Genomic DNA, 22116 nt, shown 5'->3' on the forward strand with positions numbered 1-22116 from the left:
ACAGGGAACACATTCCAATGTAGGAGCTGCCGCAGGCTGCGATCTTTTGATTTTGCCCTCAGTTCACCCAAGGGGAATTGCGGATGACTTCGACGAAGTTCATCGGTTTGAACCCCGGCACCTGATCCTTCAGCACATCGGTCTTCACGTTGCCAAACGTGGTCTGCGGACGATGGCGCAAGCCGTCGGCGAACGCGCAGATGATGCACTCCTTGAAACCTTCCCCACGTGGATGCGCATGCACCACCGCTTCGCGCTGCACGGTGCTGAACGCTGCGTAATCCATGCCCAGCACGTCCATCTCGACACCCGCCGTCACCAGCGCCACGGTCGGGCGCAAGTGTTTCGGCACGCCTGGCGTGGTGTGCAGGGCGATCGATAACCAGACTTGTTCGATGTCGTCATCGCTCAAACCGTACGGCTTGAGAAACGCCGCCGCTGCGTTGGCGCCGTCCACTTCAAAACGCTCGTCAGCGCTGCGATGACCTTCGACCAGACCGAGGTCGTGGAACATCGCGCCGACATAGAGCAGCTCTGGATCGTAGGCCAGTTGCTGGCGTTCACCGCTCAGCGCGCCGAACAGAAATACCCGGCGTGAGTGGTGGTAAAGCAGATCGGATTCGATGTCGCGGATGTACTCGGTGGTGGCGCGGGCGAGGGCGCTGTCGGGGATTTTGATGCCGGCGATGGTCGTGCTCATGGTGCTTTCCTTTCTGAAAGCGCCGTCATGGCGCTGATGGGGAAAGTCTGTTCCCGACGCTGCAAGCGAACAATCGGCGCATGGCTGCGATCCTTGCCAATCCACCTGCAAATCGTGCCAAGCTAAAAGATCGCAGCCTTCGGCAGCTCCTACATGAGAAAGCGGACACCTGTAGGAGCTGCCGAAGGCTGCGATCTTTTGCTCTTGAAAGGGAATCCACAGCCATGAACAAAACCGTCGCCATCGTGGTGTTCGCAGGCGTGCAGTCGCTCGACGTCACCGGCCCCATGGATGTATTCGCCGAGGCTAACCGCTTCCTCGCGCCGGAAGATCACTATCGGCTGGAAGTGATCGGCCTGGAAAAAACACCGATGGCCTGTTCCAACGGCTTGATCCTCAACGCCCATCGCCATTTCAGCGAAGCGCTGGACGCCTATGACCTGCTGCTGGTCGCCGGCGGGCCGCAACTGCCGTTCATGGATTTCGGTGCGACGTTCGACACCTGGCTGCGCGACGCCTGCGCCCGCTCCCAGCGTTTCGGCTCGATCTGCAACGGCGCTTTCATGCTCGCCCGCGCCGGGTTGCTGGAAGGGCGAACCGTGACCACGCACTGGAACGATGCCGAGGCTTTGGTGCAGTTGTGTCCATCGACGCAGGTGGACGCCGATCGTTTGTACGTCGAGGACGGCACGCTCTACACCTCGGCCGGGGTGACGGCGGGGATTGATCTGTCGCTGTATTTACTGGCGCGTGATCACGGTGCTGAAGTGGCGCTCAGTGTGGCGAAGCGGCTGGTAGTGTTCACTCAGCGTTCGGGCGGGCAGTCGCAGTTCAGCCCGTTCCTCACGCCGCACGCGGAGCCGACGTCGGCAGTGGCGATGGTGCAGTTGTATGTGCTGGCCAATCTGACGGGTGATCTGACCATTGCCGATCTGGCCAACGCGGCGAACATGAGCGCGCGTAATTTCTCGCGGGTGTTTGCCCGGGAAGCGAAGGTGACGCCGGCGGAGTTTGTCGAGCGGGCGCGGGTGGATGCGGCGCGGGTGATGCTGGAGAGCACGGCGGCGCCGTTGAAGACGGTGGCGTATCAGTGCGGGTTTCGCGATGCGCAGCATATGCGCGGGGTGTTCAATCGACGGTTGGGCGTGACGCCGCAGCAGTTTCGGCTGAATTTTGCGCTGATGGTTTGAAGCCTTACGGTGCTGCTGATGGCCCTTTCGCAAGCAGGCTCGCTCCCACATTTGGAATGCGTACTCCCGTGGGAGCGAGCCTGCTCGCGAAGGCGTCAGTCCAGTCAACCGAGAACTACTGGGCTGCCCGCATCGGTAACAGCTTCAACGTATTGTGCGTATTCGCCGTCACCTCTTCCTCACTAAAGTGCGCCTGCACATAAATCCCATCAACATACGCCTCAGCCTGATCGTCATAGTGGCTATCAAACGGCACACCACTCTGCCCAACCGGGTTAATCGTCAGCCCATGCGCCGGATCCGCAAAATCCACCAAGCGCCGCGTCGACGGCCCATACGTCACTGGCCACGGCGCAGGCCCGATCTTCGCCGAAAGGTTGTTCGGCACTTCATGACTGCCCGGCGCCGCAAACGGCCCGACGTTGAAAATCCGATCCAGCGGCTTCTGCTGCCCCAACGGATGGCCATGCGTCAGCGTGTGCGCCGCGCCCCATTTCCACTCGGCAGTGTTGTCGCCGAGGGTCAGCTTCAAGTGCTGCATGCTCGCCTGCCACGCCGTGCGCACAACGTCGGCGCGAGTCTCTTTTACCGGCGTGTTGCGGTTATCCCACCACGGCGAATCAGCGTTCGCCGCCAGTCGTGGCAGCGCCGAATCGATCACCCGCGTCGACAACAGCGTGTCGAAAAACTCATTGCCCAATTCATCACGCATCGCCGCATCGGCGAGGTCGTAGAGGAACTGGCTAAACACCGTCGCACTCACCGAGTCCAGCGGATAGTCACCCGGCCACTGCGCCAGTTGCTCGACCAGTTTCAGCTGCGCCGGGTCGCTCACCACTTCACGCAGCACCGGCAGCAAAGGCGCCAACACGCGCGGGCCGTAACCGGTCGCCGTGCCGAGTTGCAGTTTCTGATTGGCCTCGTTCGTCCACTTAATGTTCTTGTCGCTGAGCTGACGATTGAGTTGCTGACCACGGTCGGCGAGGTTGTAGTAACCGGGAATCTCCATACCGGTCGGCGACAGCGGCTGGAAGTTGGCCGAGACGATGTAGCCGCGTGCCGGGTTCTCTTCCTGCGGGTTGGCGCTGAACGGGTAGAAACCGTCCTTGTCCGCCTGATTGCTGCTGCCGTCGAGAATGAATTCCGGCCTTACCCCGGCCGGGCGTTTGGGCAGCAACGCCGACGCCCACCAGGCGATATCACCCTTGGCGTTGGCGTAAACCAGGTTCAGCCCCGGCGCCTGCACTTTTGCGGCCGCCGCGCGAGCCTTGGCTAAGGTGTCGGCGCGGTTGAGCTGATAGAAACCTTCGAGGATCGGGTTCGGCGTTTCGAGGAACGCCCACCACATCGCAATCGGCGTCTTGCCCGCTGCAGTGCCGAGCGCGTCGTTGACGATCGGGCCGTGGGGCGATTGGCGCAGGGTGAGTGTCACCGGCGATTGGCCCTTCACATTGATCTGCTGTTCGCTGACGACCATGTCCGTCCACTGGCCGCGATACCAGACCTGATTGGCATTGTCCGGATTGACCTTCTCGGCGATCAGATCCAGATCGTCGTTCTGGAACATGGTCAGGCTCCAGCCGAAATCGAGGTTGTGCCCCAGAAACGCAAACGGCACCAGCGCCTGATGATGGCCGTACAGCTCAAACCCCGGCGCCGACAATTGCGCCTCGTACCACACCGACGGCACCGAGAAACGAATGTGCGGGTCACCGGCCAGCAGCGGTTTGCCGCTCTGGCTGCGGCTGCCGGCAATCACCCAGGCGTTGCTGCCTTCGAACTGCGGTAAGCCGTTGTCGATCAGCGCTTGTTCGCTGAGACGGGCGAGTGCGTTGAGGTCTTTCCAGTCACCGGCGGCGAGGGTCGGCGTCGATGTGCTGTGGCCTTTGGCGAGCACGCCTTTGGGCTGCCAGTCGAGATCGAACACGTTGAGGTAATCGGCGCCGAGTTGATCGCGCACATAGGTCAGCAGCGGCTCGGTACGAAACGCGGCGGCAAAGCTGTAAGCCATGTAACCGGCGACGCTGATGCTGTCTTCAGCGGTGAACGGCCGTTTCGGGATGCCCAGCACGTCGAACTCGATCGGCGCAGCGTGGGTGTCCTGATACTGGTTGATGCCATCCAGATAGGCTTGCAGGGCCTTCCACGACGGCGACTGTTTATCGAGGCTGGCGACATAGCTGGCAGCGCGCTCACGGATGCGCAGGCTGCGGAACAGTTTGTCGGTGTCGAGCAGTTTTGGCCCGAGCACCTCGGCCAGTTCGCCACGGGCGAGGCGGCGCATGGCTTCCATCTGGAACAGACGATCTTGCGCATGCACATAACCGAGGGCGCGGTAGAGGTCGGTTTCATTTTCGGCGCGGATGTGCGGCACGCCGCGCTCGTCGTAGCGCACGGTCACCGAACCCTGCAAGTTGCGCAGTTCGACCTGACCCTGTCGCGTCGGTTGTTTGCTGTAGACATACCAGCCGGCGCCGGCGAGCAGAACAACGATGAGCAGGGCCAGTACGGTGAACACGCGCTTCATGGTGACTCCTTGTGCTTGCGGGATTGCCGCCCGTCGGGCTGCAAACAATTAGCACAGTCCATCTGTGCCGTGCAGTGCTGTCCTCGAAAAGTCCGGAATGCCTTACTGCGCTTCCACCGGCCACGGGCAATAACAGCCGACCGCCAAAGTGTGCGTGGCATTCACCGGGCGATCGTCGGTCAGCGCGTTGAGGATCGGTTCGATAAAACTGTTGCTGGAGTTGCAGGTCAGGCCTTCGCTGTACGGGCCGAAGTACGCCAGTTTGCCGCTGCGATCCCAGATCGCCACGGCCGGGCTGGCGGGCACTTGCTCGGAGCCGGGCAAGATCGTGAGGGTTTTCAAGCTGCTGAGCGTGGCGGGTAACTGGCCGTGGCTGCCGGCTCTCTGCACGGCAAAGAACTCGACACCCTTGGCGCTGAATTGCTCGACCATCTCGGTCAGGTGCTGTTGATTGCCGACGTTGCACGGGCAGGCCGGATCCCAGAAATGCACCAGCCGAATCGGCCCGGGCCCGGCGAGATCAGCGGGCAGGCGCAGCGGATCACCGGAAAACACCGCGGTGTGTTCGCTGAATGCACGCAGGTAACGACCCTGAAACCAGTCGTACGCCGCCCACAGCACCCCGGCACAAATAAGCGCGAGCAGGCTGGCAAACAGTGCGGTGCGGTAGGGCGAACGCATGGTTTTCGATCCCAAAGAGGTGGGCTAGCTTGCCATGCTTGCCCCGACAGATGAATATCGCAGGCCGATAAAGTCTGTTTACCGTTTTGGAATCTCTGCATGCCTGCCACTTTCGACCCCGATCAAATACGCGCCAGCCTCAAGCCGTTGGCTGAGTGGCAGCCGTTGTCGGAGGAGGCCAAGGCGTATCAGCGCTTCTATCAGACTGACTTTCCCGAGCGCGATTTGTGGTGCGGCATGGGCCGTTTCGAAGTCGATGGCTACGAACTGGTCAGCCATTGCTGGTGGCCGGAGAAGGTCAAGGCGACGCTGTTTTTGCTGCACGGTTTTTACGATCACGTCGGGCTCTATCGGCATGTGATCGAGTGGGCGCTGGATCAGGATTTTGCCGTGATCGCCTGCGACTTGCCGGGCCATGGCCTGTCGAGCGGGCCGCGCGCGAGCATCCGCGACTTCTCCGAATATCAGGACACCCTGCAAGCGTTGTTCGCCGAAGCACGTTCGATTGCACTGCCTGAGCCGTGGCATTTGTGCGGGCAGAGTACCGGCGGCGCGATTGTGGTCGATCATTTGCTCAACCATGGCGAGAGCAGTCCGGCGCAGGGCCAGGTGATTTTGTTGTCGCCGCTGGTGCGACCTCGGGCGTGGGGGTGGTCGCAGTTGAGTTATTACGTGCTGAGGACTTTTGTTCGAGGCATCGCGCGGCGTTTCAGCGAGAACTCGAATGACCCGGATTTTCTGCCGTTTCTGCTGAAAGATCCGTTGCAGCCAAAACGCTTGCCGACGGCGTGGGTCGGGGCGTTGTCACGCTGGATCGTGCGCGTTGAACACGCGAAAAAAAGTCCGCGACGGCCGCTGATCATTCAGGGGCAGGCGGACATGACGGTGGACTGGCAGCACAATTTGCAGGTGTTGAAGTGGAAGTTTGATCGGCCGCAGATTCTGCTGCTGGCGGAGGCGCGGCATCATCTGGCAAATGAGACGGTGGAGATGCGAGAGGAGTATTTCGAGTTTCTGAGCAAGCGGATCAGGGGGCGGAATCTTTAGAGCAAAATCAAAAGATCGCAGCCTTCGGCAGCTCCTACATGGATCGGTGTAGGAGCTGCCGAAGGCTGCGATCTTTCAGGGTTGGCCAACCGCCAACCCCGCCCGAATCGCCGCCAGCGCCGCCTGATAATAAGCCTTGCCCTCAGCCGATTCGGCAAACGTCGCAAACTCTTCCAGCTCTTCATCCGACAAGTCGCGATAAACGTAAAGCAGCGTGTTGTTCATGTCCGCGCCAATCTGATCCATCAGGCGCTGACGCTGACCGTTCAACATGCTCTGCGCCTGACCACCGCCAAGCAATCCCGGAATCATCGAACTCAAACTGTCTGCCGCGACGCCGGCAATCGCCAGGCTCACTTCGGCGCCCGCTTCACGCGCGGGCAATGCTTGAGCAAGGTGGCCGATGATCAGCAGACGGCTGTCGCTGACCTGCATCTTCGGCAGGCCTTTGGCGTTTTTCGCCAGTTGATCGCGGCGGGTCGCGAGCAATTCAGCGGCGACGATTTTTTTGCCCAGTGGCGATTGAAAGAAGGTCAGCGCCGGTTTCGGGTCGGCGAGGTTCTGCCGCAGTTGCGCTTCGGCGCGTTGATCCACGGCCTGCGGGGCAAAGCGCTGATTGCTGTTGTTCAGCAGCGCTTGAAACACCGCGGGCGGCAGGCTGTTTTGATAGCGCTGCTGGGCGGCCGTCAGGGCGTCGTTGAAATGCGCGCGTTGTTCTGGCCAGCCGGCGACCTTGTACAGCTGATCGTGGCCGTCCGCCCAGGCGGGCAAAACACAGAACATCAACAGTGAAAAAAGCAAACGGCGCATAGGGACTCCTGTCAGCAGCGGACTATTCTCCGTGCGGTGCCGGTACTTGTCGAGAATTCGTATCAAGCCGCTGCGTGGCTCTGTCGGATTTTTCGCCGGCGGCATACTATGCGCGCCATGCAAATATCCTCTGAACACCCGCTGCTGTTACGCATTGTCGACGACCTGGCCGATCACGGCTGGTCGCAGCAGAACATTTTCCTGCCCGCCGGTTTGACCCGCGAGTTGGCGGCCGAGTGCCGTAAACGCGAGGCAGAAGGTGAACTGGCGCCGGCAGCGGTGGGCCGTGGGCCGTTTTCAGAGATTCGCGAGGGGATTCGTGGCGACCATATTCAGTGGATCGACCCGGGTCAGGCCGAGTCCAGTGACCGTTACTTGAATCTGATGGAGAGCCTGCGCGAGGCGCTCAATCGTGGCTTGTTCCTCGGCCTTGAAGATTTTGAATGCCATTTCGCCCTGTATCCGCCCGGCGCTTTTTATCGCCGGCACGTCGACCGTTTTCGCGATGACGACAAGCGCATGGTCTCTGTGGTGGTCTACCTCAATGACGCCTGGCTGCCGGAGGACGGTGGGCAGTTGCGCATGTACCTGAACGATGAACGCGTGCATGACGTGCAGCCCACTGGCGGTTGTCTGGTGGTGTTTCTCTCCGGCGAAGTGCCGCACGAAGTGCTGCCGGCGAACCGCGAGCGTTTGTCGCTGACCGGTTGGTTCCGCCGCCGTGGCAACGAGCCGTTCTGATGGACAAGATTCTGGTCAGCCGCTGCCTGTTGGGTCATCGCGTGCGTTACGACGGCGGCGCGAGCGGGCCGTTTGATTTGCTCGAGCAGTGGATTGCCGAAGGGCGCGTGGTGCCGTTGTGTCCGGAAGTCGCGGGCGGTTTGCCGACGCCACGGGCGGCAGCGGAGATTCCCGGAGGGCAGGGCGCTGAGGTGCTGGATGGAACTGCTGCGGTGATCACCACCGAGGGTGAGGATGTCAGTGCGCAGTTTCTGGATGGCGCGCGGCAGGCGCTGGCTCTCGTGCAGAAGCATGGCATTCGCGTGGCAGTGCTGAAAGCCAACAGTCCATCCTGTGGAAACCTGCTGACCTATGACGGGACTTTCAGTGGCGTGAAAGTCACTGGCGAAGGCGTGACGGCTGCACTGCTCAAGCGCCATGGCGTGCAGGTTTTCAGCGAGCTCGAACTCCCGCAAGCCGCAGAATCCCTGACCCAACTCGATCACCTGTAGGAGCTGCGGCACGCTGCGATCTTTTGATCTTTTTGATCTTTCGAATCAACATCAAAAGATCGCAGCGTGCCGCAGCTCCTACAGGTTTCACTTGGGTTCAGTGAGCCACTTCTCGGTCAACGCCGCCAAGCGCCCATCCGCCCTGATCCGCTGCATTGCGCTCTCAAGGCTGGCGTGAAACGCCGGGTTACCCTTCTGAAACGGAATCGCCAATTCCACCGGCGCGCTCGCCTTCGGTTTGGCATCCGTCAACGCCTGCACCAGCACCATCGGTTGCGGCTGCGCCGGCTCATCCTTCTTCGCCAGCATCTGCGCCTCGACCTTGCCATAAGGCTCTACGTCGAAACGATCCTTGAGTTCGGCGGTCAGTGCTATGTGGTTGAGCGCAACGTCGTATTTGCCGCTTTCAACGCCCTGGTACAGGTCGGCTTCGTCGGTGACGATGAAGTCGGCGCGCACATCCAGCTCGTTGGCGAGCATTTGCCCCAGCTCGACCTCGAACCCCGTGAGTTTGTCGCCATCGTCCTTGTAATTGAAGGGCGGTGTATTAGCCTCAAGGGCTATGCGCAGCTCACCGCGATCATTGACGTCATCTATAAGTTCGGCGTGAGCCAATGGGCTCAGAAGGGGTAGCAGGCAGATCAGGCCAGGCAGAAAACGCATGGTCACTCCTTTGAAATCATTATCGCGATGCTCTGATTCAGGCTCGCTTTGCTATGGTTGTCGAGTGCCTTCGACAACGAATGGTCATGAAGTTGTCATGACCGTGCGGATTTTACGGAAAAACTGGAGAAGAAAATGAAAAGCTTTATGTCACGTGCAGCATTGGCCGGTGTGCTGATGGGTGTTTCGGTGCTGGCCAGTGCTGCCACCCCTGCGCCAAAAGGTGCCGAAGTGTTCATCGTTTCTCCCGAGGACGGAGCCACGGTTTCCCAGCAGTTCAAGGTCAAGTTCGGTACCAAGGACGTCGCGCTGGCACCGGCCGGTGACGTCACCGCCAACACCGGTCACCACCATCTGCTGATCGACGCCAAGGAAATCGTTCCGGCCGGCGCTGTGGTGCCGACTGACGCCAACCACATGCACTTCGGCAAGGCGCAGACCTTCGCTGAAATCAAACTGGCCCCGGGCAAGCACACCTTGCAACTGGAGTTGGGTGACAAGAATCACATGGCGTTCGACCCGCCAATCGTCTCGAAGAAAATCACCATCAACGTCGAATAAAAAAAGGGAGCCCTTTCGGGGCTCCCTTTTTTTATCAGCGGCGAGTTGCGAGCTACGAGCTTCAAGCAAAAGCTAAGCGAACATCACTTGCTGCTTGTCGCTCGCGGCTTGTAGCTGTTCTTAGAAAAGAACGCGGCTACGGATCGTGCCGTTGATGTGCTGCAGCTTCTCTTGCGCCAGGTCCGAATACTCGGCGTCGACGTCGATCACCACGTAGCCAACCTTCTCGTTGGTCTGCAGGAACTGACCGGAGATGTTGATGCCGTTTTCGGCGAAGACCTTGTTGATCTCGCTCATCACACCCGGAATGTTCTCGTGGATGTGCAGCAGGCGGTGCTTGCCAGGGTGAGCCGGCAGGGCCACTTCCGGGAAGTTGACCGACGAAACCGAAGTACCGTTGTCGCTGTACTTGACCAGTTTTTCTGCCACTTCCAGACCGATGTTGGCTTGCGCTTCGGCGGTCGAACCACCGATGTGCGGGGTCAGGATCACGTTGTCGAGGCCACGCAGCGGGCTTTCGAACTCTTCGTCGTTGGAGCGTGGCTCCACCGGGAACACGTCGATGGCCGCGCCGATCAGGTGCTTGTCCTTGATCGCGTCCGCCAGGGCGTCCAGCTCGACCACGGTACCGCGCGCCGCGTTGATCAGGATGCCGCCCTTCTTGATGGCGCGGATTTCCTTCTCGCCGATCATCCACTGGGTCGCAGCGGTTTCCGGAACGTGCAGGGTGACGATGTCGGACATGCCCAGCAGCTCGGTCAGGTTTCCGACCTGAGTGGCGTTGCCCAGCGGCAGCTTGGTCACGGTGTCGTAGAAATACACCTGCATGCCCAGGCCTTCAGCCAGAACCGACAGCTGAGTACCGATCGAGCCGTAGCCGACGATGCCGAGTTTCTTGCCACGGATCTCGAAGGAGTTGGCTGCGGATTTGATCCAGCCGCCACGGTGGCAGGAAGCGTTTTTCTCCGGGATGCCGCGCAGCAGCAGGATCGCTTCGGCCAGCACCAGCTCGGCAACGGAGCGGGTGTTGGAGTACGGCGCGTTGAACACGGCAATACCGCGCTCGCGGGCAGCACTCAGGTCAACCTGGTTGGTGCCGATGCAGAAACAGCCGACCGCTACCAGCTTCTTCGCGTGATCGAAGATCTCTTCGGTCAGTTGCGTGCGCGAACGAATGCCGATGAAGTGAGCGTCAGCAATCTTTTCCTTGAGCTGGGCTTCCGGCAGAGAACCGGTGAGGTACTCAATGCTGGTGTAGCCCGCCGCCTTGAGGACGTCGACAGCCGATTGGTGGACGCCTTCGAGAAGAAGGAACTTGATCTTGCTCTTATCGAGAGAAGTCTTGCTCATCTGCGTAAACCTGTATCCCGGAGAAAAATGGCAGGAAATGGTCAACAGACGCTGACCCGGACGACAAGAATGTCGTCTCCGCGGATCTGGCCTTAGGCACTGTCCTGCGGGGTCGATATGCTAGCATAGCCTCCCCGCTAAACACTCATTCCTGCGACGTGAAGCGTTCTCAGGATGACCATGAATTGTTCGAGAGTTCTGTCGATGACCAATCCTGCCCTGATTGATGAACTGAAGACCCTGGTTGAGCCTGGCAAAGTCCTCACCGACGTCGACTCCCTGAATGCGTACGGCAAGGATTGGACCAAGCACTTCGCCCCGGCGCCGAGCGCCATCGTGTTTCCCAAGACCATTGAACAGGTGCAGGCGGTTGTCCGTTGGGCCAATCAACACAAGGTCGCGCTGGTGCCATCGGGCGGGCGTACCGGACTTTCCGCCGCTGCCGTGGCGGCGAATGGCGAAGTGGTCGTCTCGTTCGATTACATGAATCAGATTCTCGACGTGAACCTCACTGACCGCACCGCCGTTTGTCAGCCGGGCGTGGTCACCGAGCATTTGCAGAACGTCGCCGAAGAAAAAGGCCTGTACTACCCGGTTGACTTCGCCTCGGCAGGCTCCAGCCAGATTGGCGGCAACATCGGCACCAATGCCGGCGGGATCAAGGTGATTCGCTACGGCATGACCCGCAACTGGGTCGCCGGCATGAAAGTCGTCACCGGCAAGGGCGATGTGCTCGAACTGAACAAAGACCTGATCAAGAACGCCACCGGTTACGACCTGCGTCAGCTGTTTATCGGCGCTGAAGGCACGCTGGGTTTCGTCGTTGAAGCGACCATGCGCCTCGATCGTGCGCCGAAAAACCTCACCGCGATGGTGCTCGGCACCGCCGATTTCGACTCGATCATGCCGGTGCTGCACGCCTTCCAGGGCAAACTCGACCTGACCGCGTTCGAATTCTTCTCCGACAAAGCCCTGGCGAAAGTCATGGGTCGTGGCGACGTACCGGCGCCGTTTGAAACCGATTGCCCGTTCTACGCGTTGCTGGAATTCGAAGCGACCACCGAAGAAGTGGCCAACAGCGCATTGGAGACCTTTGAACATTGCGTCGAGCAGGGCTGGGTGCTGGACGGCGTGATGAGCCAGAGCGAAACCCAACTGCAGAATCTGTGGAAGCTGCGCGAGTACATCTCCGAAACCATCTCGCACTGGACGCCGTACAAAAACGACATCTCGGTCACCGTGTCGAAAGTGCCGGCATTTTTAAAGGAAATCGACGCGATCGTCGGCGAACACTATCCGGATTTCGAAATCGTCTGGTTCGGCCACATCGGCGACGGCAACCTGCATTTGAACATCCTCAAGCCGGATAACTTGAGCAAGGACGAGTTCTTCGCCAAGTGCGCGACTGTCAACAAGTGGGTGTTCGAAACCGTCGAGAAGTACAACGGTTCGATCTCCGCCGAGCACGGCGTGGGCATGACCAAACGTGATTATTTGACCTACAGCCGCTCGCCGGTTGAGATCGAGTACATGAAAGCGGTAAAAGCGGTGTTCGACCCGAACGGCATCATGAACCCGGGCAAGATCTTCGCGGTTTGATCTGTAATCTTTGATGAATCAATGAAGGCAGGAGTCGGTAAATGAGCTATCAGCACCAGTACGTCGACGGCACGCGCATCCACTTCCCGATCGGGAAAGTCGTGTGCATTGGCCGTAATTACGCCGAACACGCCAAAGAACTGGACAACCCGGTGCCTACCGAGCCGTTGCTGTTCATCAAGCCGGGCAGTTGCGTGGTTGAGCTGGAAGGCGGTTTCGCCATTCCGACCGAGCGCGGTTCGGTGCACTACGAAGCGGAAATCGCCGTGTTGATCGGCAAGCCGTTGTCGACCAAGCCGAGCCGTGAAGAAGTGCTCGATGCGATCTCCGGTTTCGCCCCGGCGCTGGATCTGACCCTGCGCGACAAACAGGCCGAGTTGAAAGCCAAGGGTCTGCCGTGGGAAATCGCCAAATCGTTCGACGGCGCGGCAGTGATCGCGCCGTTCGTGGTCGGCAGCACATTTGCTGACCTGACCGACATCGGCATTCGCCTGACCATCAACGGCGAAGTCCGTCAGGACGGCAACAGCAGCGCGATGCTCAACCCGATCGTGCCGATGATCCAGCACATGGCCGGCTGCTTCTCGCTGCAGGCCGGTGACGTGATCCTGACTGGCACACCAGTGGGCGTCGGCCCGCTGAATGTGGGCGACGACATCGTCCTGGAACTGGTGGGCGCGAGCAGCTTTAACAGCAGCGTTCGCTAACCGCAAAAGATCGCAGCCTGCGGCAGCTCCTACACCGATCCCTGTAGGAGCTGCCGCAGGCTGCGATCTTTTGATCTTTGATCTTACGTCTTCGCATACCGCAATCCCGCCATTTGCCGTTTTTTTCACATCCTGTCTGGATAATTCCGGAAAATCTGGCGTCTGAGCCGGCCTCTTTGTGCTATTACCCATAGCCTGAATTTTCGGAACGCGTCCCTCGATGTCATCTCAAACTCAGCTCAAATCCGCCCGCCGTTCACGTTTTGCCCTGCGTTGGTATACCTGGCTGGCGCTGGCCCTTGCCGCCGCCTATGGCCTGGCGTTCGCCATGCATTGGGATGACCGTGGCGTGCTCTGGGTGCTGGAGCGTTTCGAGAGCCCGACCGAGCAAAAGGAAAGCGTCTGGTTGCCCGACTACCACGCAGTGATAGACGCGAAGTTGCTGCCGGGCATGGAGAAAGACGAAGCCTCCGACCTGTCCTATAACCCGCAGACCAAAACCCTGTTTTCGGTAATGGGCAAAAATCCATTCCTCGCCGAGCTGAGCCTGCAGGGCGACGTCCTGCGCAAAATGCCGCTCAAGGGCTGGAGCAATCCGGAAGGCCTGACCGTGATGGAAAACGGCCTGATGGCCATCGTCGATGAGCGCGAGCACATACTCTCGATCGTCAAAGTTGACGCCGACACCCGCGAACTGAACATCGCCGACTTCCCCAAATACGACCTCGGCCCCTCGAAAGACCAGAACAAAGCCTTCGAAGCGATTGCCTGGGATCCGCGTAATCAGCAACTGCTGCTGGGCGAAGAGCGGCCACCGGCGTTGTTCACCTGGAAAAGCGCCGGCACCCAGACGCTGACGGGCGACAAGCAAAAACTCGCCAGCGATGAGCTGGACATCCGCAACCTCTCGGCGCTGGCGGTGGATCCGCGCACCGGCCACACACTGGTGCTGTCCGCTGATTCGCATCTATTGCTGGAGCTGGATGAGAAGGGCGATCAGGTCAGCTTCATGACCTTGCTCGGCGGTTTCAACGGCATCAAGAAAACCATCCCGCGCGCCGAAGGCGTGACCATGGACGAGGCGGGCACGCTGTACATGGTCAGTGAGCCGAACCTGTTCTACCGCTTCGAAAAACAGAAATAACGGCCCCATCGAACCTCGTAGGAGCTGCCGAAGGCTGCGATCTTTTGACTGCGGGACGCAGAGCATCCCCGGCTGCATTCCCACGCAGAGCGTGGGAACGATCAAATACAGGGTTGTCTTGTGGTTTGAGGCAAGTGGCCATTAAGCTTCAGTTCAGACGGGCGTGATATTTCATCCGCCTGTTTTGATTCCGAGCCCGCCCGAATGCGTCGACTTGCCCGTCCCAAACCTCTGGTCATCATCGTCTCGGTGATTGCCCTGATCGCGTTGATTGCGATCGGCCAATACCTGCGCCTGTTCGAGCGTGCCTGGTTCAACCTGCACACGTTGTGGCAACCGCAGAGCACTGAATCCATTGGTCTGGATCAATACCGTGTGGAGATTGAAGCACGAGTTATCGACGGTCTGGACGACGATGTGTCAGCGCTGACCTTCGATCCGGTGCGAAAAAGCCTGTTTACCGTGACCAACAAAAATGCCGAGCTGGTTGAGCTGTCGCTGGAAGGCAAGATCCTGCGGCGCATCTCGCTGATCGGCTTTGGCGATGCGGAGGCTGTCGAATTCATCAGCGCCGACACCTACGTGATCACCGACGAGCGTGAGCAGCGGCTGATCAAGATTCATCTGGAAGAAGGCACCACGTTCCTCGATGCGGCGGATGCCGAGCAGATGACCCTCGGCGTGCACATGAGCGGCAACAAGGGTTTTGAAGGTCTGGCTTACGACTCGGTGGGCAAGCGCCTGTTCGTGGCGAAAGAGCGCGATCCGATGCTGATCTACGAAGTGCATGGTTTTCCGCACTTCAACCCGGAAAAATCCTACGCGGTGCACGTGATCAACAACCCCAAGCGCGATGCCGGGATGTTTGTGCGTGATCTGTCGAGTTTGCAGTACGACGAACGCAGCGGCCATTTACTGGCACTGTCGGATGAATCGCGGTTGATTCTGGAACTGGATGTCGATGGGCGGCCGTTGAGCACGATGTCCATCAGTGGCGGGCGTCAGGGTTTGAAGAAAACCGTGCCGCAGGCGGAAGGCATTGCGATGGACGACGATGGCACGCTGTACATGGTGAGCGAGCCGAACCTGTTTTACGTCTTCAAAAAACCTGCACAGCCCTAGCCAACACCACAAAACCCAATGTAGGAGTGAGCCTGCTCGCGATAGCGGAGTGTCAGTCAACATCGATATCAACTGACACACCGCTATCGCGAGCAGGCTCACTCCTACAAGGGAACTTCATTTGCCCATAAATAGTGGGCAGTTTGGCTTACTCAGCCTTCAGGGTTTTCACGCCTTCGGATGTACCCAGCAACAACAAATCAGCCGGACGTGCCGCGAACAAGCCGTTAGTCACCACGCCAACAATCGCATTGATCTGCGCTTCCAGCTCCACCGGGTTGGTGATCTGCAGGTTGAACACATCCAGAATGATGTTGCCGTTATCGGTCAGCACGCCTTCGCGGTACACCGGGTCGCCGCCCAGTTTCACCAGTTGGCGGGCAACGTGGCTGCGGGCCATCGGGATCACTTCGACTGGCAGCGGGAATTCACCCAGCACTGGCACCAGTTTGCTGGCGTCGGCGATGCAGATGAAGGTCTTGGCCACGGCCGCGACGATCTTCTCGCGGGTCAGGGCTGCGCCGCCGCCCTTGATCAGGTTCAGGTGCGCGTCGCTTTCATCGGCGCCGTCGACGTAGAACTCCAGATCGCTGACGGTGTTCAGCTCATACACCGGAATCCCGTGGCCCTTGAGGCGCGCGGCGGTGGCTTCGGAACTGGCAACCGCGCCATCGAATGCGCCCTTGTGCTGGGCCAGGGCGTCGATGAAGCAGTTGGCGGTGGAGCCGGTGCCGACCCCAACGATGCTCTTGTCGTCGAGTTTCGGAAGGATGAAGTCGACGGCGGCCTGAGCCACTGCCTGTTTGAGTTGATCCTGGGTCATGCGGGCTCCGAGGTGCCGAAGAAGGGAGAACGAAAGGCCGGCATTATAGGCCCCATGGCTGGGAAGGTCATTGTCCTATTGGCAGATCAAAAGATCGCAGCCTGCGGCAGCTCCTACAGGAATCGCATGCATTCTGTAGGAGCTGCCGAAGGCTGCGATCTTTTAAGGCGCGGCTAAAACCTCTGGATTCGTGTGGTCGCCCGGGCAAAAGCCGGGTTAGACTCCTTGGCCCTGCCCAACCCGCTCAGTGATGCTTTCCGATGCTCGAACAGTACGTCAAAAAGATCCTCACCTCGCGCGTTTATGACGTTGCCGTAGAAACCCCGCTGCAGAACGCTCGCCAGCTCTCCGAGCGGCTGGGCAATGACATTTGGCTCAAGCGCGAAGACTTGCAGCCGGTGTTCTCGTTCAAGATTCGCGGCGCTTACAACAAGTTGACTCAGTTGACCGAAGAAGAGCGCGCCCGTGGCGTGGTCACCGCGTCGGCGGGCAACCATGCGCAAGGTCTGGCCCTGGCGGCGAAAGTGCTGGGCGTAAAAGCCACTATCGTCATGCCCAAGACCACCCCCGAGATCAAGGTCGAAGGCGTGCGTTCGCGTGGCGGCAAAGTCGTGCTGCACGGTGATTCGTTCCCGGAAGCCTTGGCCTACTCGCTGAAACTGGTCGATGAAAAAGGCTACGTCTACATCCACCCGTACGACGATCCGCACACCATCGCCGGGCAGGGCACCGTGGCGATGGAAATTCTGCGCCAGCACCCGCAGCCGCTGGACGCGATTTTTGTCCCGGTCGGCGGCGGTGGTCTGATCGCCGGTATCGCCGCGTACGTGAAATACCTGCGCCCGGACATCAAAGTCATTGGCGTCGAGCCGGACGACTCCAACTGCCTGCAGGCCGCGATGGCTGCCGGTGAGCGCGTCGTTCTGCCAACCGTGGGCATCTTCGCCGACGGCGTGGCGGTGGCGCAGATCGGCCAGCACACCTTCGACATCTGCAAAGACTACGTCGATGAAGTGATCACCGTCAGCACTGACGAGATCTGTGCAGCAATTAAAGATATCTACGACGATACCCGCTCGATCACCGAACCTGCCGGCGCCTTGGGCGTAGCCGGGATCAAGAAGTACGTCGAACAACGCGGTGTCAGCGGCCAGACCTTCGTCGCCATCGACTCCGGCGCCAACGTCAACTTCGACCGCTTGCGCCACGTCGCCGAGCGCGCTGAACTGGGTGAAGGCCGCGAAGCAATCATCGCCGTGACCATCCCCGAGAAGGCCGGCAGCTTCAAAAACTTCTGCGAAGCCATCGGCAAGCGCCAGATCACCGAATTCAACTACCGCTACAACACCGGCAGCGAAGCGCACATTTTCGTTGGCGTGCAGACCCACCCGGAAAACGATCCGCGCAGCGCACTGCTGGCGAGCCTGACCGAGCAGGGTTTCCCGGTCACTGATCTGACCGACAACGAACTGGCCAAGCTGCACATCCGCCACATGGTTGGCGGGCACGCGGCGCACGTGATTGATGAAGTGGTGTTCCGCTTCGAATTCCCGGAGCGTCCGGGTGCGCTGTTCAACTTCCTTAATAAGCTCGGCGGTCGCTGGAACATCTCGATGTTCCACTACCGCAACCATGGCGCTGCTGATGGCCGTGTGGTCGCCGGCCTGCAGGTGCCGCACGACGAGCGTCATCTGGTGCCGGCGGCGCTGGAAGAGATCGGCTACCCGTACTGGGATGAAAGCGAGAACCCGGCCTATCAGCTGTTTCTCGGCTGAGCGGCTACGCTGATGGGCAAGCAATAAGGAATTTTGACAATGGAAACGTTAACGGCCCTGAAAATGGCGCATGTGGTCGCCACCGTGGTTTTGCTGGCGAGTGCGCTGGGTCTGGCGATCTGGGTGTTTCTCGCAAAGCGCAAAGGTGATGCGACGGCGGGCAGCCGCACGTTGCAACGGCCACGGGTGTTTGTCTGGCTGCTGATGGGCCTGGCGCTGCTGAGCATGCCGTTTACTGGCTGGTGGATGGTGCATCTGGTGGGCTGGCCGCTGGGGCAGACGTGGATTCTGGCGTCGAGCGTGCTGTACACCGTGGCGGCGTTGGCGTGGTTGTGGTTGCTGGTGCGTTTGAATCGGTTGCGCAAGGCGCCGGGCGGGGTGGGGCGGTTCAGCTTTGCTTTGGCGTTGTTCAGTTTCGTGTGTTTTGTCGCGATTGCCGGGTTGATGGGCGCCAAACCGGTGTGAAGCGAAAAGATCGCAGCCTGCGGCAGCTCCTACAGGGGATTTTTGTCGATCACAAAAAATGTGATCTGACTCCGAACCTGTAGGAGCTGCCGAAGGCTGCGATCTGTTGATCTTCAGTCGCGCAACGAAATCACTGGCCAGCCACGCTTCTCGGCCTCAGCCCGCAGATTCGGATCCGGATCAACAGCCACCGGATTCGCCACCTGCTCCAGCAACGGCAAATCATTCATCGAATCGCTATAAAAATAGCTGTCGTCCAACGAATACCCGGTCTCTTCCAGCCAACGATTCAGGCGCGTCACCTTGCCTTCACGGAAGCACGGAATATCCGTGCTACGCCCGCTATAACGGCCATCGACCATTTCACATTCGGTAGCGATCAGGGTTTCAACGCCCAGACGCACAGCAATCGGCGCAGTGACGAAGCGGTTGGTCGCGGTGATGATCACCAGTTTGTCACCGGCGTCGCGGTGCTTTTTCAGCAGTTCCAGCGCCTGCGGCAGCACGATCGGCTCGATGCAGTCGCGCATGTAATCGTTGTGCCATTGATCGAGCACAGCCATGTCGGTGCGGCCGAGGATCTCCAGGCAGAAGTTCAGGTACGCGGCGTTATCCAGTTTGCCGGCCAGGTAATCCTGATAGAACTCGTCGTTGCGCGCTTTGTACGCAATCGGGTCGAGGAAGCCGCGTTCACACAGATAGTCGCCCCAGGCGTGATCGCTGTCGCCGCCCAGAAGGGTGTTGTCCAAATCGAATAGAGCCAGGCGCATTGCAGTTACCCGCTGATAAGTCTGTAAAAAGGCGACAAGAATACGGTCTTTTCACAAGAGTGCACATAAGGTAGGAAGCTTCGTTGCCGCCTCATCAATCTTTGTGGAACAATGCGGCGACATGCGTTTGCGAGGTTGTGCCCGTGATCGACCCCGATGGTTTCCGCCCCAATGTCGGGATCATTCTGACGAATGACGCCGGCCAGGTGCTATGGGCTCGCCGTATCAATCAAGATGCCTGGCAGTTTCCGCAAGGGGGAATCAACCCTGAAGAGACGCCGGAAGACGCCTTGTACCGCGAGCTGAACGAAGAAGTTGGCCTGGAACGTGAAGATGTTGAAATACTGGCCTGTACTCGGGGCTGGTTGCGCTATCGTTTGCCGCAACGTCTGGTGCGTACCCACAGCCAACCGCTGTGCATCGGCCAGAAACAGAAATGGTTTCTCCTGCGCCTGATCTCCAACGAGCAGCGGGTGCGGATGGATTTGACCGGTAAACCGGAGTTCGATGGCTGGCGCTGGGTCAGCTATTGGTATCCGTTGGGCCAGGTGGTGACATTCAAGCGCGAGGTGTATCGCCGCGCCCTCAAAGAGCTTGCCCCGCGCCTTTTAGCGCGCGACTGACGACGGAGTTCGACCCCGAGCCATGCTCAATACGCTGCGCAAGATCGTCCAGGAAGTTAACTCCGCCAAGGATCTCAAGGCGGCGTTGGGGATTATTGTGTTGCGCGTCAAAGAGGCCATGGGCAGCCAGGTCTGCTCGGTCTACCTGCTTGATCCCGAGACCAACCGCTTCGTCCTGATGGCCACCGAGGGCTTGAACAAGCGCTCGATCGGCAAGGTCAGCATGGCACCCAACGAAGGTCTGGTCGGTCTGGTCGGCACGCGTGAAGAACCCCTGAACCTCGAAAACGCGTCTGTTCACCCGCGCTACCGCTACTTCGCCGAAACCGGTGAAGAGCGTTACGCCTCGTTCCTCGGTGCACCGATCATTCACCACCGCCGCGTCGTCGGCGTGTTGGTCATCCAGCAAAAAGAACGCCGCCAGTTCGACGAAGGTGAAGAAGCTTTCCTCGTGACCATGAGCGCGCAGCTCGCCGGCGTTATCGCCCACGCCGAGGCCACGGGTTCGATCCGGGGTCTGGGCCGTCAGGGCAAGGGCATTCAGGAAGCCAAGTTCGTCGGCGTGCCGGGTTCACCGGGTGCGGCGGTCGGTACGGCGGTGGTCATGCTGCCGCCGGCCGATCTCGACGTGGTGCCCGATAAAAACATTACTGACATCGACGCTGAGCTGGCGCTGTTCAAGACCGCCATCGAAGGCGTGCGCGCCGACATGCGCGCGTTGTCCGCCAAACTCGCGACGCAGTTGCGCCCGGAAGAGCGCGCGCTGTTCGACGTCTACCTGATGATGCTCGACGATGCCTCGCTGGGCAGCGAAATCACTACCGTGATCAAGACCGGCCAATGGGCCCAGGGCGCGCTGCGTCAGGTGGTCACGGAACACGTCAACCGTTTCGAACTGATGGACGACGCCTACCTGCGGGAGCGTGCCTCGGACGTCAAAGACCTCGGTCGCCGTCTGCTCGCCTATTTGCAGGAAGAGCGTCAGCAGAACCTGGTCTACCCGGAAAAAACCATTCTGGTCAGCGAAGAACTGACGCCGGCAATGCTTGGCGAGGTGCCTGAAGGCACGCTGGTCGGTCTGGTTTCGGTACTCGGTTCGGGTAACTCGCACGTGGCGATCCTTGCCCGCGCCATGGGCATTCCGACGGTGATGGGTCTGGTCGACCTGCCGTACGCCAAGGTCGACGGTATCGAAATGATCGTCGACGGCACGCGCGGCGAGGTTTACACCAACCCGAGCGAAGTGCTGCGCAAGCAGTTCGCCGAAGTCGTCGAAGAAGAGAAACAACTGGCGCTGGGCCTCGACACCCTGCGCGACCTGCCGTGCGTGACCCTCGATGGCCACCGCATGCCGCTGTGGGTCAACACCGGTTTGCTCGCCGATGTGGCGCGGGCGCAGAAGCGTGGCGCCGAAGGTGTCGGCCTGTACCGCACCGAAGTGCCGTTCATGATCAACCAGCGTTTCCCGAGCGAGAAGGAACAACTGGCGATCTACCGCGAGCAGCTCGCCGCGTTCCACCCGCAACCGGTGACCATGCGCAGCCTCGACATCGGCGGTGACAAGTCGCTGTCGTATTTCCCGATCAAGGAAGACAACCCGTTCCTCGGCTGGCGCGGCATTCGCGTCACCCTCGACCACCCGGAAATCTTCCTGGTGCAGACCCGCGCGATGCTCAAGGCCAGCGAAGGCCTGAACAACCTGCGGATTCTGCTGCCGATGATCTCCGGCACCCACGAACTCGAAGAAGCTTTGCACCTGATCCACCGGGCCTGGGGCGAAGTGCGCGACGAAGGCACCGACGTGCCGATGCCGCCGATTGGCGTGATGATCGAAATACCGGCCGCGGTGTACCAGACCAAGGAACTGGCGCGGATGGTCGACTTCCTCTCGGTTGGCTCCAACGACTTGACCCAGTATTTGCTGGCGGTTGACCGCAACAACCCGCGTGTGGCCGATCTCTACGACTACCTGCACCCGGCGGTGTTGCAAGCCCTGCAAACGGTGGTGCGTGATGCGCATGCGGAAGGCAAACCGGTAAGTATCTGCGGCGAGATGGCCGGTGATCCGGCGGCGGCGGTGCTGTTGATGGCGATGGGCTTCGATAGTTTGTCGATGAACGCCACCAACTTGCCGAAGGTGAAGTGGATGTTGCGTCAGGTGAATTTGAGCAAGGCCAAGGATTTGCTGGCTGAACTGATGACCATCGACAACCCGCAAGTTATCCACAGCTCGCTGCAATTGGCGCTGAAGAACCTTGGGTTGTCGAAGATGAATCCGCCGGCGGTCGTCAAGGCTCTTTGAAGATCAAAAGCCCCTCATCGGAACG

The 22116-nt window shown here is 59.8% G+C and carries 21 protein-coding genes; 13 read left to right on the forward strand and 8 right to left on the reverse strand.

What is annotated here, in order from left to right; genetic code table 11:
• Positions 1–58: 58 nt before the first annotated feature.
• Positions 59–700, reverse strand: a complete 642-nt coding sequence (locus ACP3TY_RS27190) for an HD domain-containing protein (RefSeq protein ID WP_053124826.1) — start codon at positions 698–700, stop codon at positions 59–61.
• 224 nt (positions 701–924) lie between these two features.
• Between ACP3TY_RS27190 and ACP3TY_RS27195 the strand changes: the two genes are divergently transcribed.
• A complete protein-coding gene (locus ACP3TY_RS27195) occupies positions 925–1890 on the forward strand; it encodes a GlxA family transcriptional regulator (RefSeq protein ID WP_426618888.1) in 966 nt (321 codons plus the stop codon).
• Between the two features lie 115 nt (positions 1891–2005).
• Here ACP3TY_RS27195 and ACP3TY_RS27200 read toward each other — a convergent pair whose 3' ends face one another.
• Together ACP3TY_RS27200 and ACP3TY_RS27205 are read right to left on the reverse strand one after the other, a co-directional pair.
• Positions 2006–4417 (reverse strand): penicillin acylase family protein, encoded by a 2412-nt coding sequence (locus tag ACP3TY_RS27200; RefSeq protein WP_426618889.1) that lies wholly within the window; start codon positions 4415–4417, stop codon positions 2006–2008.
• A gap of 102 nt (positions 4418–4519) precedes the next feature.
• Positions 4520–5098 (reverse strand): DUF6436 domain-containing protein, encoded by a 579-nt coding sequence (locus ACP3TY_RS27205; RefSeq protein ID WP_212545116.1) that lies wholly within the window; start codon positions 5096–5098, stop codon positions 4520–4522.
• Between the two features lie 99 nt (positions 5099–5197).
• Between ACP3TY_RS27205 and ACP3TY_RS27210 the strand changes: the two genes are divergently transcribed.
• Positions 5198–6145 (forward strand): alpha/beta hydrolase, encoded by a 948-nt coding sequence (locus ACP3TY_RS27210; RefSeq protein WP_426618890.1) that lies wholly within the window; start codon positions 5198–5200, stop codon positions 6143–6145.
• A 75-nt stretch (positions 6146–6220) separates the two neighbouring features.
• Here the strand turns inward: ACP3TY_RS27210 and ACP3TY_RS27215 are convergent, their stop codons facing one another.
• Positions 6221–6955: a DUF2059 domain-containing protein gene (locus tag ACP3TY_RS27215; RefSeq protein ID WP_400651543.1), complete on the reverse strand. Its 735-nt coding sequence runs from the start codon at positions 6953–6955 to the stop codon at positions 6221–6223.
• 108 nt (positions 6956–7063) lie between these two features.
• Between ACP3TY_RS27215 and ACP3TY_RS27220 the strand changes: the two genes are divergently transcribed.
• Together ACP3TY_RS27220 and ACP3TY_RS27225 are read left to right on the forward strand one after the other, a co-directional pair.
• Positions 7064–7696, forward strand: coding sequence for a 2OG-Fe(II) oxygenase (locus tag ACP3TY_RS27220; protein WP_159811918.1), 633 nt, complete (start codon positions 7064–7066; stop codon positions 7694–7696).
• A complete protein-coding gene (locus ACP3TY_RS27225) occupies positions 7696–8187 on the forward strand; it encodes a DUF523 domain-containing protein (protein WP_426618891.1) in 492 nt (163 codons plus the stop codon). The genes ACP3TY_RS27220 and ACP3TY_RS27225 overlap by 1 nt, the downstream gene beginning before the upstream one ends.
• 87 nt (positions 8188–8274) lie before the next feature.
• Here ACP3TY_RS27225 and ACP3TY_RS27230 read toward each other — a convergent pair whose 3' ends face one another.
• Positions 8275–8850 carry a transporter substrate-binding domain-containing protein gene (locus ACP3TY_RS27230; protein WP_212545112.1) on the reverse strand — a complete coding sequence of 192 codons (576 nt, stop codon included), beginning with the start codon at positions 8848–8850 and terminating at the stop codon, positions 8275–8277.
• 135 nt (positions 8851–8985) lie between these two features.
• Between ACP3TY_RS27230 and ACP3TY_RS27235 the strand changes: the two genes are divergently transcribed.
• Positions 8986–9411, forward strand: a complete 426-nt coding sequence (locus ACP3TY_RS27235) for a DUF4399 domain-containing protein (protein WP_053124809.1) — start codon at positions 8986–8988, stop codon at positions 9409–9411.
• A 120-nt stretch (positions 9412–9531) separates the two neighbouring features.
• On the opposite strand, the gene serA is transcribed toward ACP3TY_RS27235, so the two are convergent.
• A complete protein-coding gene (gene serA / locus ACP3TY_RS27240) occupies positions 9532–10761 on the reverse strand; it encodes a phosphoglycerate dehydrogenase (RefSeq protein ID WP_053124806.1) in 1230 nt (409 codons plus the stop codon).
• A gap of 204 nt (positions 10762–10965) precedes the next feature.
• Between serA and ACP3TY_RS27245 the strand changes: the two genes are divergently transcribed.
• From ACP3TY_RS27245 to ACP3TY_RS27260, 4 genes are all read left to right on the forward strand, one after another.
• Entirely contained in the window at positions 10966–12360 is a 1395-nt protein-coding gene (locus tag ACP3TY_RS27245) for an FAD-binding oxidoreductase (protein ID WP_159811916.1), read from the forward strand.
• 41 nt (positions 12361–12401) lie between these two features.
• Entirely contained in the window at positions 12402–13067 is a 666-nt protein-coding gene (locus ACP3TY_RS27250; protein ID WP_053124802.1) for a fumarylacetoacetate hydrolase family protein, read from the forward strand.
• A 220-nt stretch (positions 13068–13287) separates the two neighbouring features.
• Positions 13288–14211 (forward strand): SdiA-regulated domain-containing protein, encoded by a 924-nt coding sequence (locus tag ACP3TY_RS27255; RefSeq protein ID WP_426618892.1) that lies wholly within the window; start codon positions 13288–13290, stop codon positions 14209–14211.
• A 204-nt stretch (positions 14212–14415) separates the two neighbouring features.
• Positions 14416–15333 carry an SdiA-regulated domain-containing protein gene (locus ACP3TY_RS27260; protein WP_426618893.1) on the forward strand — a complete coding sequence of 306 codons (918 nt, stop codon included), beginning with the start codon at positions 14416–14418 and terminating at the stop codon, positions 15331–15333.
• A 148-nt stretch (positions 15334–15481) separates the two neighbouring features.
• Here the strand turns inward: ACP3TY_RS27260 and rpiA are convergent, their stop codons facing one another.
• Positions 15482–16156, reverse strand: a complete 675-nt coding sequence (rpiA, locus tag ACP3TY_RS27265; protein WP_007913886.1) for a ribose-5-phosphate isomerase RpiA — start codon at positions 16154–16156, stop codon at positions 15482–15484.
• A gap of 260 nt (positions 16157–16416) precedes the next feature.
• Here rpiA and ilvA point away from each other — a divergent pair, with 260 nt between their 5' ends.
• Both ilvA and ACP3TY_RS27275 read left to right on the forward strand, forming a co-directional pair.
• Positions 16417–17931: a threonine ammonia-lyase, biosynthetic gene (gene ilvA, locus ACP3TY_RS27270; protein WP_212545109.1), complete on the forward strand. Its 1515-nt coding sequence runs from the start codon at positions 16417–16419 to the stop codon at positions 17929–17931.
• Between the two features lie 39 nt (positions 17932–17970).
• Positions 17971–18396, forward strand: coding sequence for a DUF2269 domain-containing protein (locus tag ACP3TY_RS27275; protein WP_053124794.1), 426 nt, complete (start codon positions 17971–17973; stop codon positions 18394–18396).
• Positions 18397–18509: 113 nt separating this feature from the next.
• On the opposite strand, the gene ACP3TY_RS27280 is transcribed toward ACP3TY_RS27275, so the two are convergent.
• Positions 18510–19166 carry an HAD family hydrolase gene (locus ACP3TY_RS27280; RefSeq protein ID WP_426618894.1) on the reverse strand — a complete coding sequence of 219 codons (657 nt, stop codon included), beginning with the start codon at positions 19164–19166 and terminating at the stop codon, positions 18510–18512.
• A gap of 143 nt (positions 19167–19309) precedes the next feature.
• On the opposite strand from ACP3TY_RS27280, the gene ACP3TY_RS27285 reads away from it, so the two are divergent.
• Together ACP3TY_RS27285 and ptsP are read left to right on the forward strand one after the other, a co-directional pair.
• Entirely contained in the window at positions 19310–19789 is a 480-nt protein-coding gene (locus ACP3TY_RS27285; protein WP_003229203.1) for an RNA pyrophosphohydrolase, read from the forward strand.
• Positions 19790–19811: 22 nt separating this feature from the next.
• The gene (ptsP, locus tag ACP3TY_RS27290) at positions 19812–22091 is read left to right on the forward strand and encodes a phosphoenolpyruvate--protein phosphotransferase (RefSeq protein ID WP_159811911.1); all 2280 of its coding nucleotides are present in this window, start codon (positions 19812–19814) and stop codon (positions 22089–22091) included.
• Positions 22092–22116: the final 25 nt, after the last annotated feature.

The organism is Pseudomonas rustica (assembly GCF_049959085.1).
Taxonomy (GTDB): Bacteria; Pseudomonadota; Gammaproteobacteria; order Pseudomonadales; family Pseudomonadaceae; genus Aquipseudomonas; species Aquipseudomonas rustica.

What these genes read in the sequence shown, in the direction of transcription:
- ACP3TY_RS27190 (WP_053124826.1), bottom strand. Translation starts at nt 700, where the DNA reads ATGAGCACGACCATCGCCGGCATCAAAATCCCCGACAGCGCCCTCGCC.
- ACP3TY_RS27195 (WP_426618888.1), top strand. Translation starts at nt 925, where the DNA reads ATGAACAAAACCGTCGCCATCGTGGTGTTCGCAGGCGTGCAGTCGCTC.
- ACP3TY_RS27200 (WP_426618889.1), bottom strand. Translation starts at nt 4,417, where the DNA reads ATGAAGCGCGTGTTCACCGTACTGGCCCTGCTCATCGTTGTTCTGCTC.
- ACP3TY_RS27205 (WP_212545116.1), bottom strand. Translation starts at nt 5,098, where the DNA reads ATGCGTTCGCCCTACCGCACCGCACTGTTTGCCAGCCTGCTCGCGCTT.
- ACP3TY_RS27210 (WP_426618890.1), top strand. Translation starts at nt 5,198, where the DNA reads ATGCCTGCCACTTTCGACCCCGATCAAATACGCGCCAGCCTCAAGCCG.
- ACP3TY_RS27215 (WP_400651543.1), bottom strand. Translation starts at nt 6,955, where the DNA reads ATGCGCCGTTTGCTTTTTTCACTGTTGATGTTCTGTGTTTTGCCCGCC.
- ACP3TY_RS27220 (WP_159811918.1), top strand. Translation starts at nt 7,064, where the DNA reads ATGCGCGCCATGCAAATATCCTCTGAACACCCGCTGCTGTTACGCATT.
- ACP3TY_RS27225 (WP_426618891.1), top strand. Translation starts at nt 7,696, where the DNA reads ATGGACAAGATTCTGGTCAGCCGCTGCCTGTTGGGTCATCGCGTGCGT.
- ACP3TY_RS27230 (WP_212545112.1), bottom strand. Translation starts at nt 8,850, where the DNA reads ATGCGTTTTCTGCCTGGCCTGATCTGCCTGCTACCCCTTCTGAGCCCA.
- ACP3TY_RS27235 (WP_053124809.1), top strand. Translation starts at nt 8,986, where the DNA reads ATGAAAAGCTTTATGTCACGTGCAGCATTGGCCGGTGTGCTGATGGGT.
- serA (WP_053124806.1), bottom strand. Translation starts at nt 10,761, where the DNA reads ATGAGCAAGACTTCTCTCGATAAGAGCAAGATCAAGTTCCTTCTTCTC.
- ACP3TY_RS27245 (WP_159811916.1), top strand. Translation starts at nt 10,966, where the DNA reads ATGACCAATCCTGCCCTGATTGATGAACTGAAGACCCTGGTTGAGCCT.
- ACP3TY_RS27250 (WP_053124802.1), top strand. Translation starts at nt 12,402, where the DNA reads ATGAGCTATCAGCACCAGTACGTCGACGGCACGCGCATCCACTTCCCG.
- ACP3TY_RS27255 (WP_426618892.1), top strand. Translation starts at nt 13,288, where the DNA reads ATGTCATCTCAAACTCAGCTCAAATCCGCCCGCCGTTCACGTTTTGCC.
- ACP3TY_RS27260 (WP_426618893.1), top strand. Translation starts at nt 14,416, where the DNA reads ATGCGTCGACTTGCCCGTCCCAAACCTCTGGTCATCATCGTCTCGGTG.
- rpiA (WP_007913886.1), bottom strand. Translation starts at nt 16,156, where the DNA reads ATGACCCAGGATCAACTCAAACAGGCAGTGGCTCAGGCCGCCGTCGAC.
- ilvA (WP_212545109.1), top strand. Translation starts at nt 16,417, where the DNA reads ATGCTCGAACAGTACGTCAAAAAGATCCTCACCTCGCGCGTTTATGAC.
- ACP3TY_RS27275 (WP_053124794.1), top strand. Translation starts at nt 17,971, where the DNA reads ATGGAAACGTTAACGGCCCTGAAAATGGCGCATGTGGTCGCCACCGTG.
- ACP3TY_RS27280 (WP_426618894.1), bottom strand. Translation starts at nt 19,166, where the DNA reads ATGCGCCTGGCTCTATTCGATTTGGACAACACCCTTCTGGGCGGCGAC.
- ptsP (WP_159811911.1), top strand. Translation starts at nt 19,812, where the DNA reads ATGCTCAATACGCTGCGCAAGATCGTCCAGGAAGTTAACTCCGCCAAG.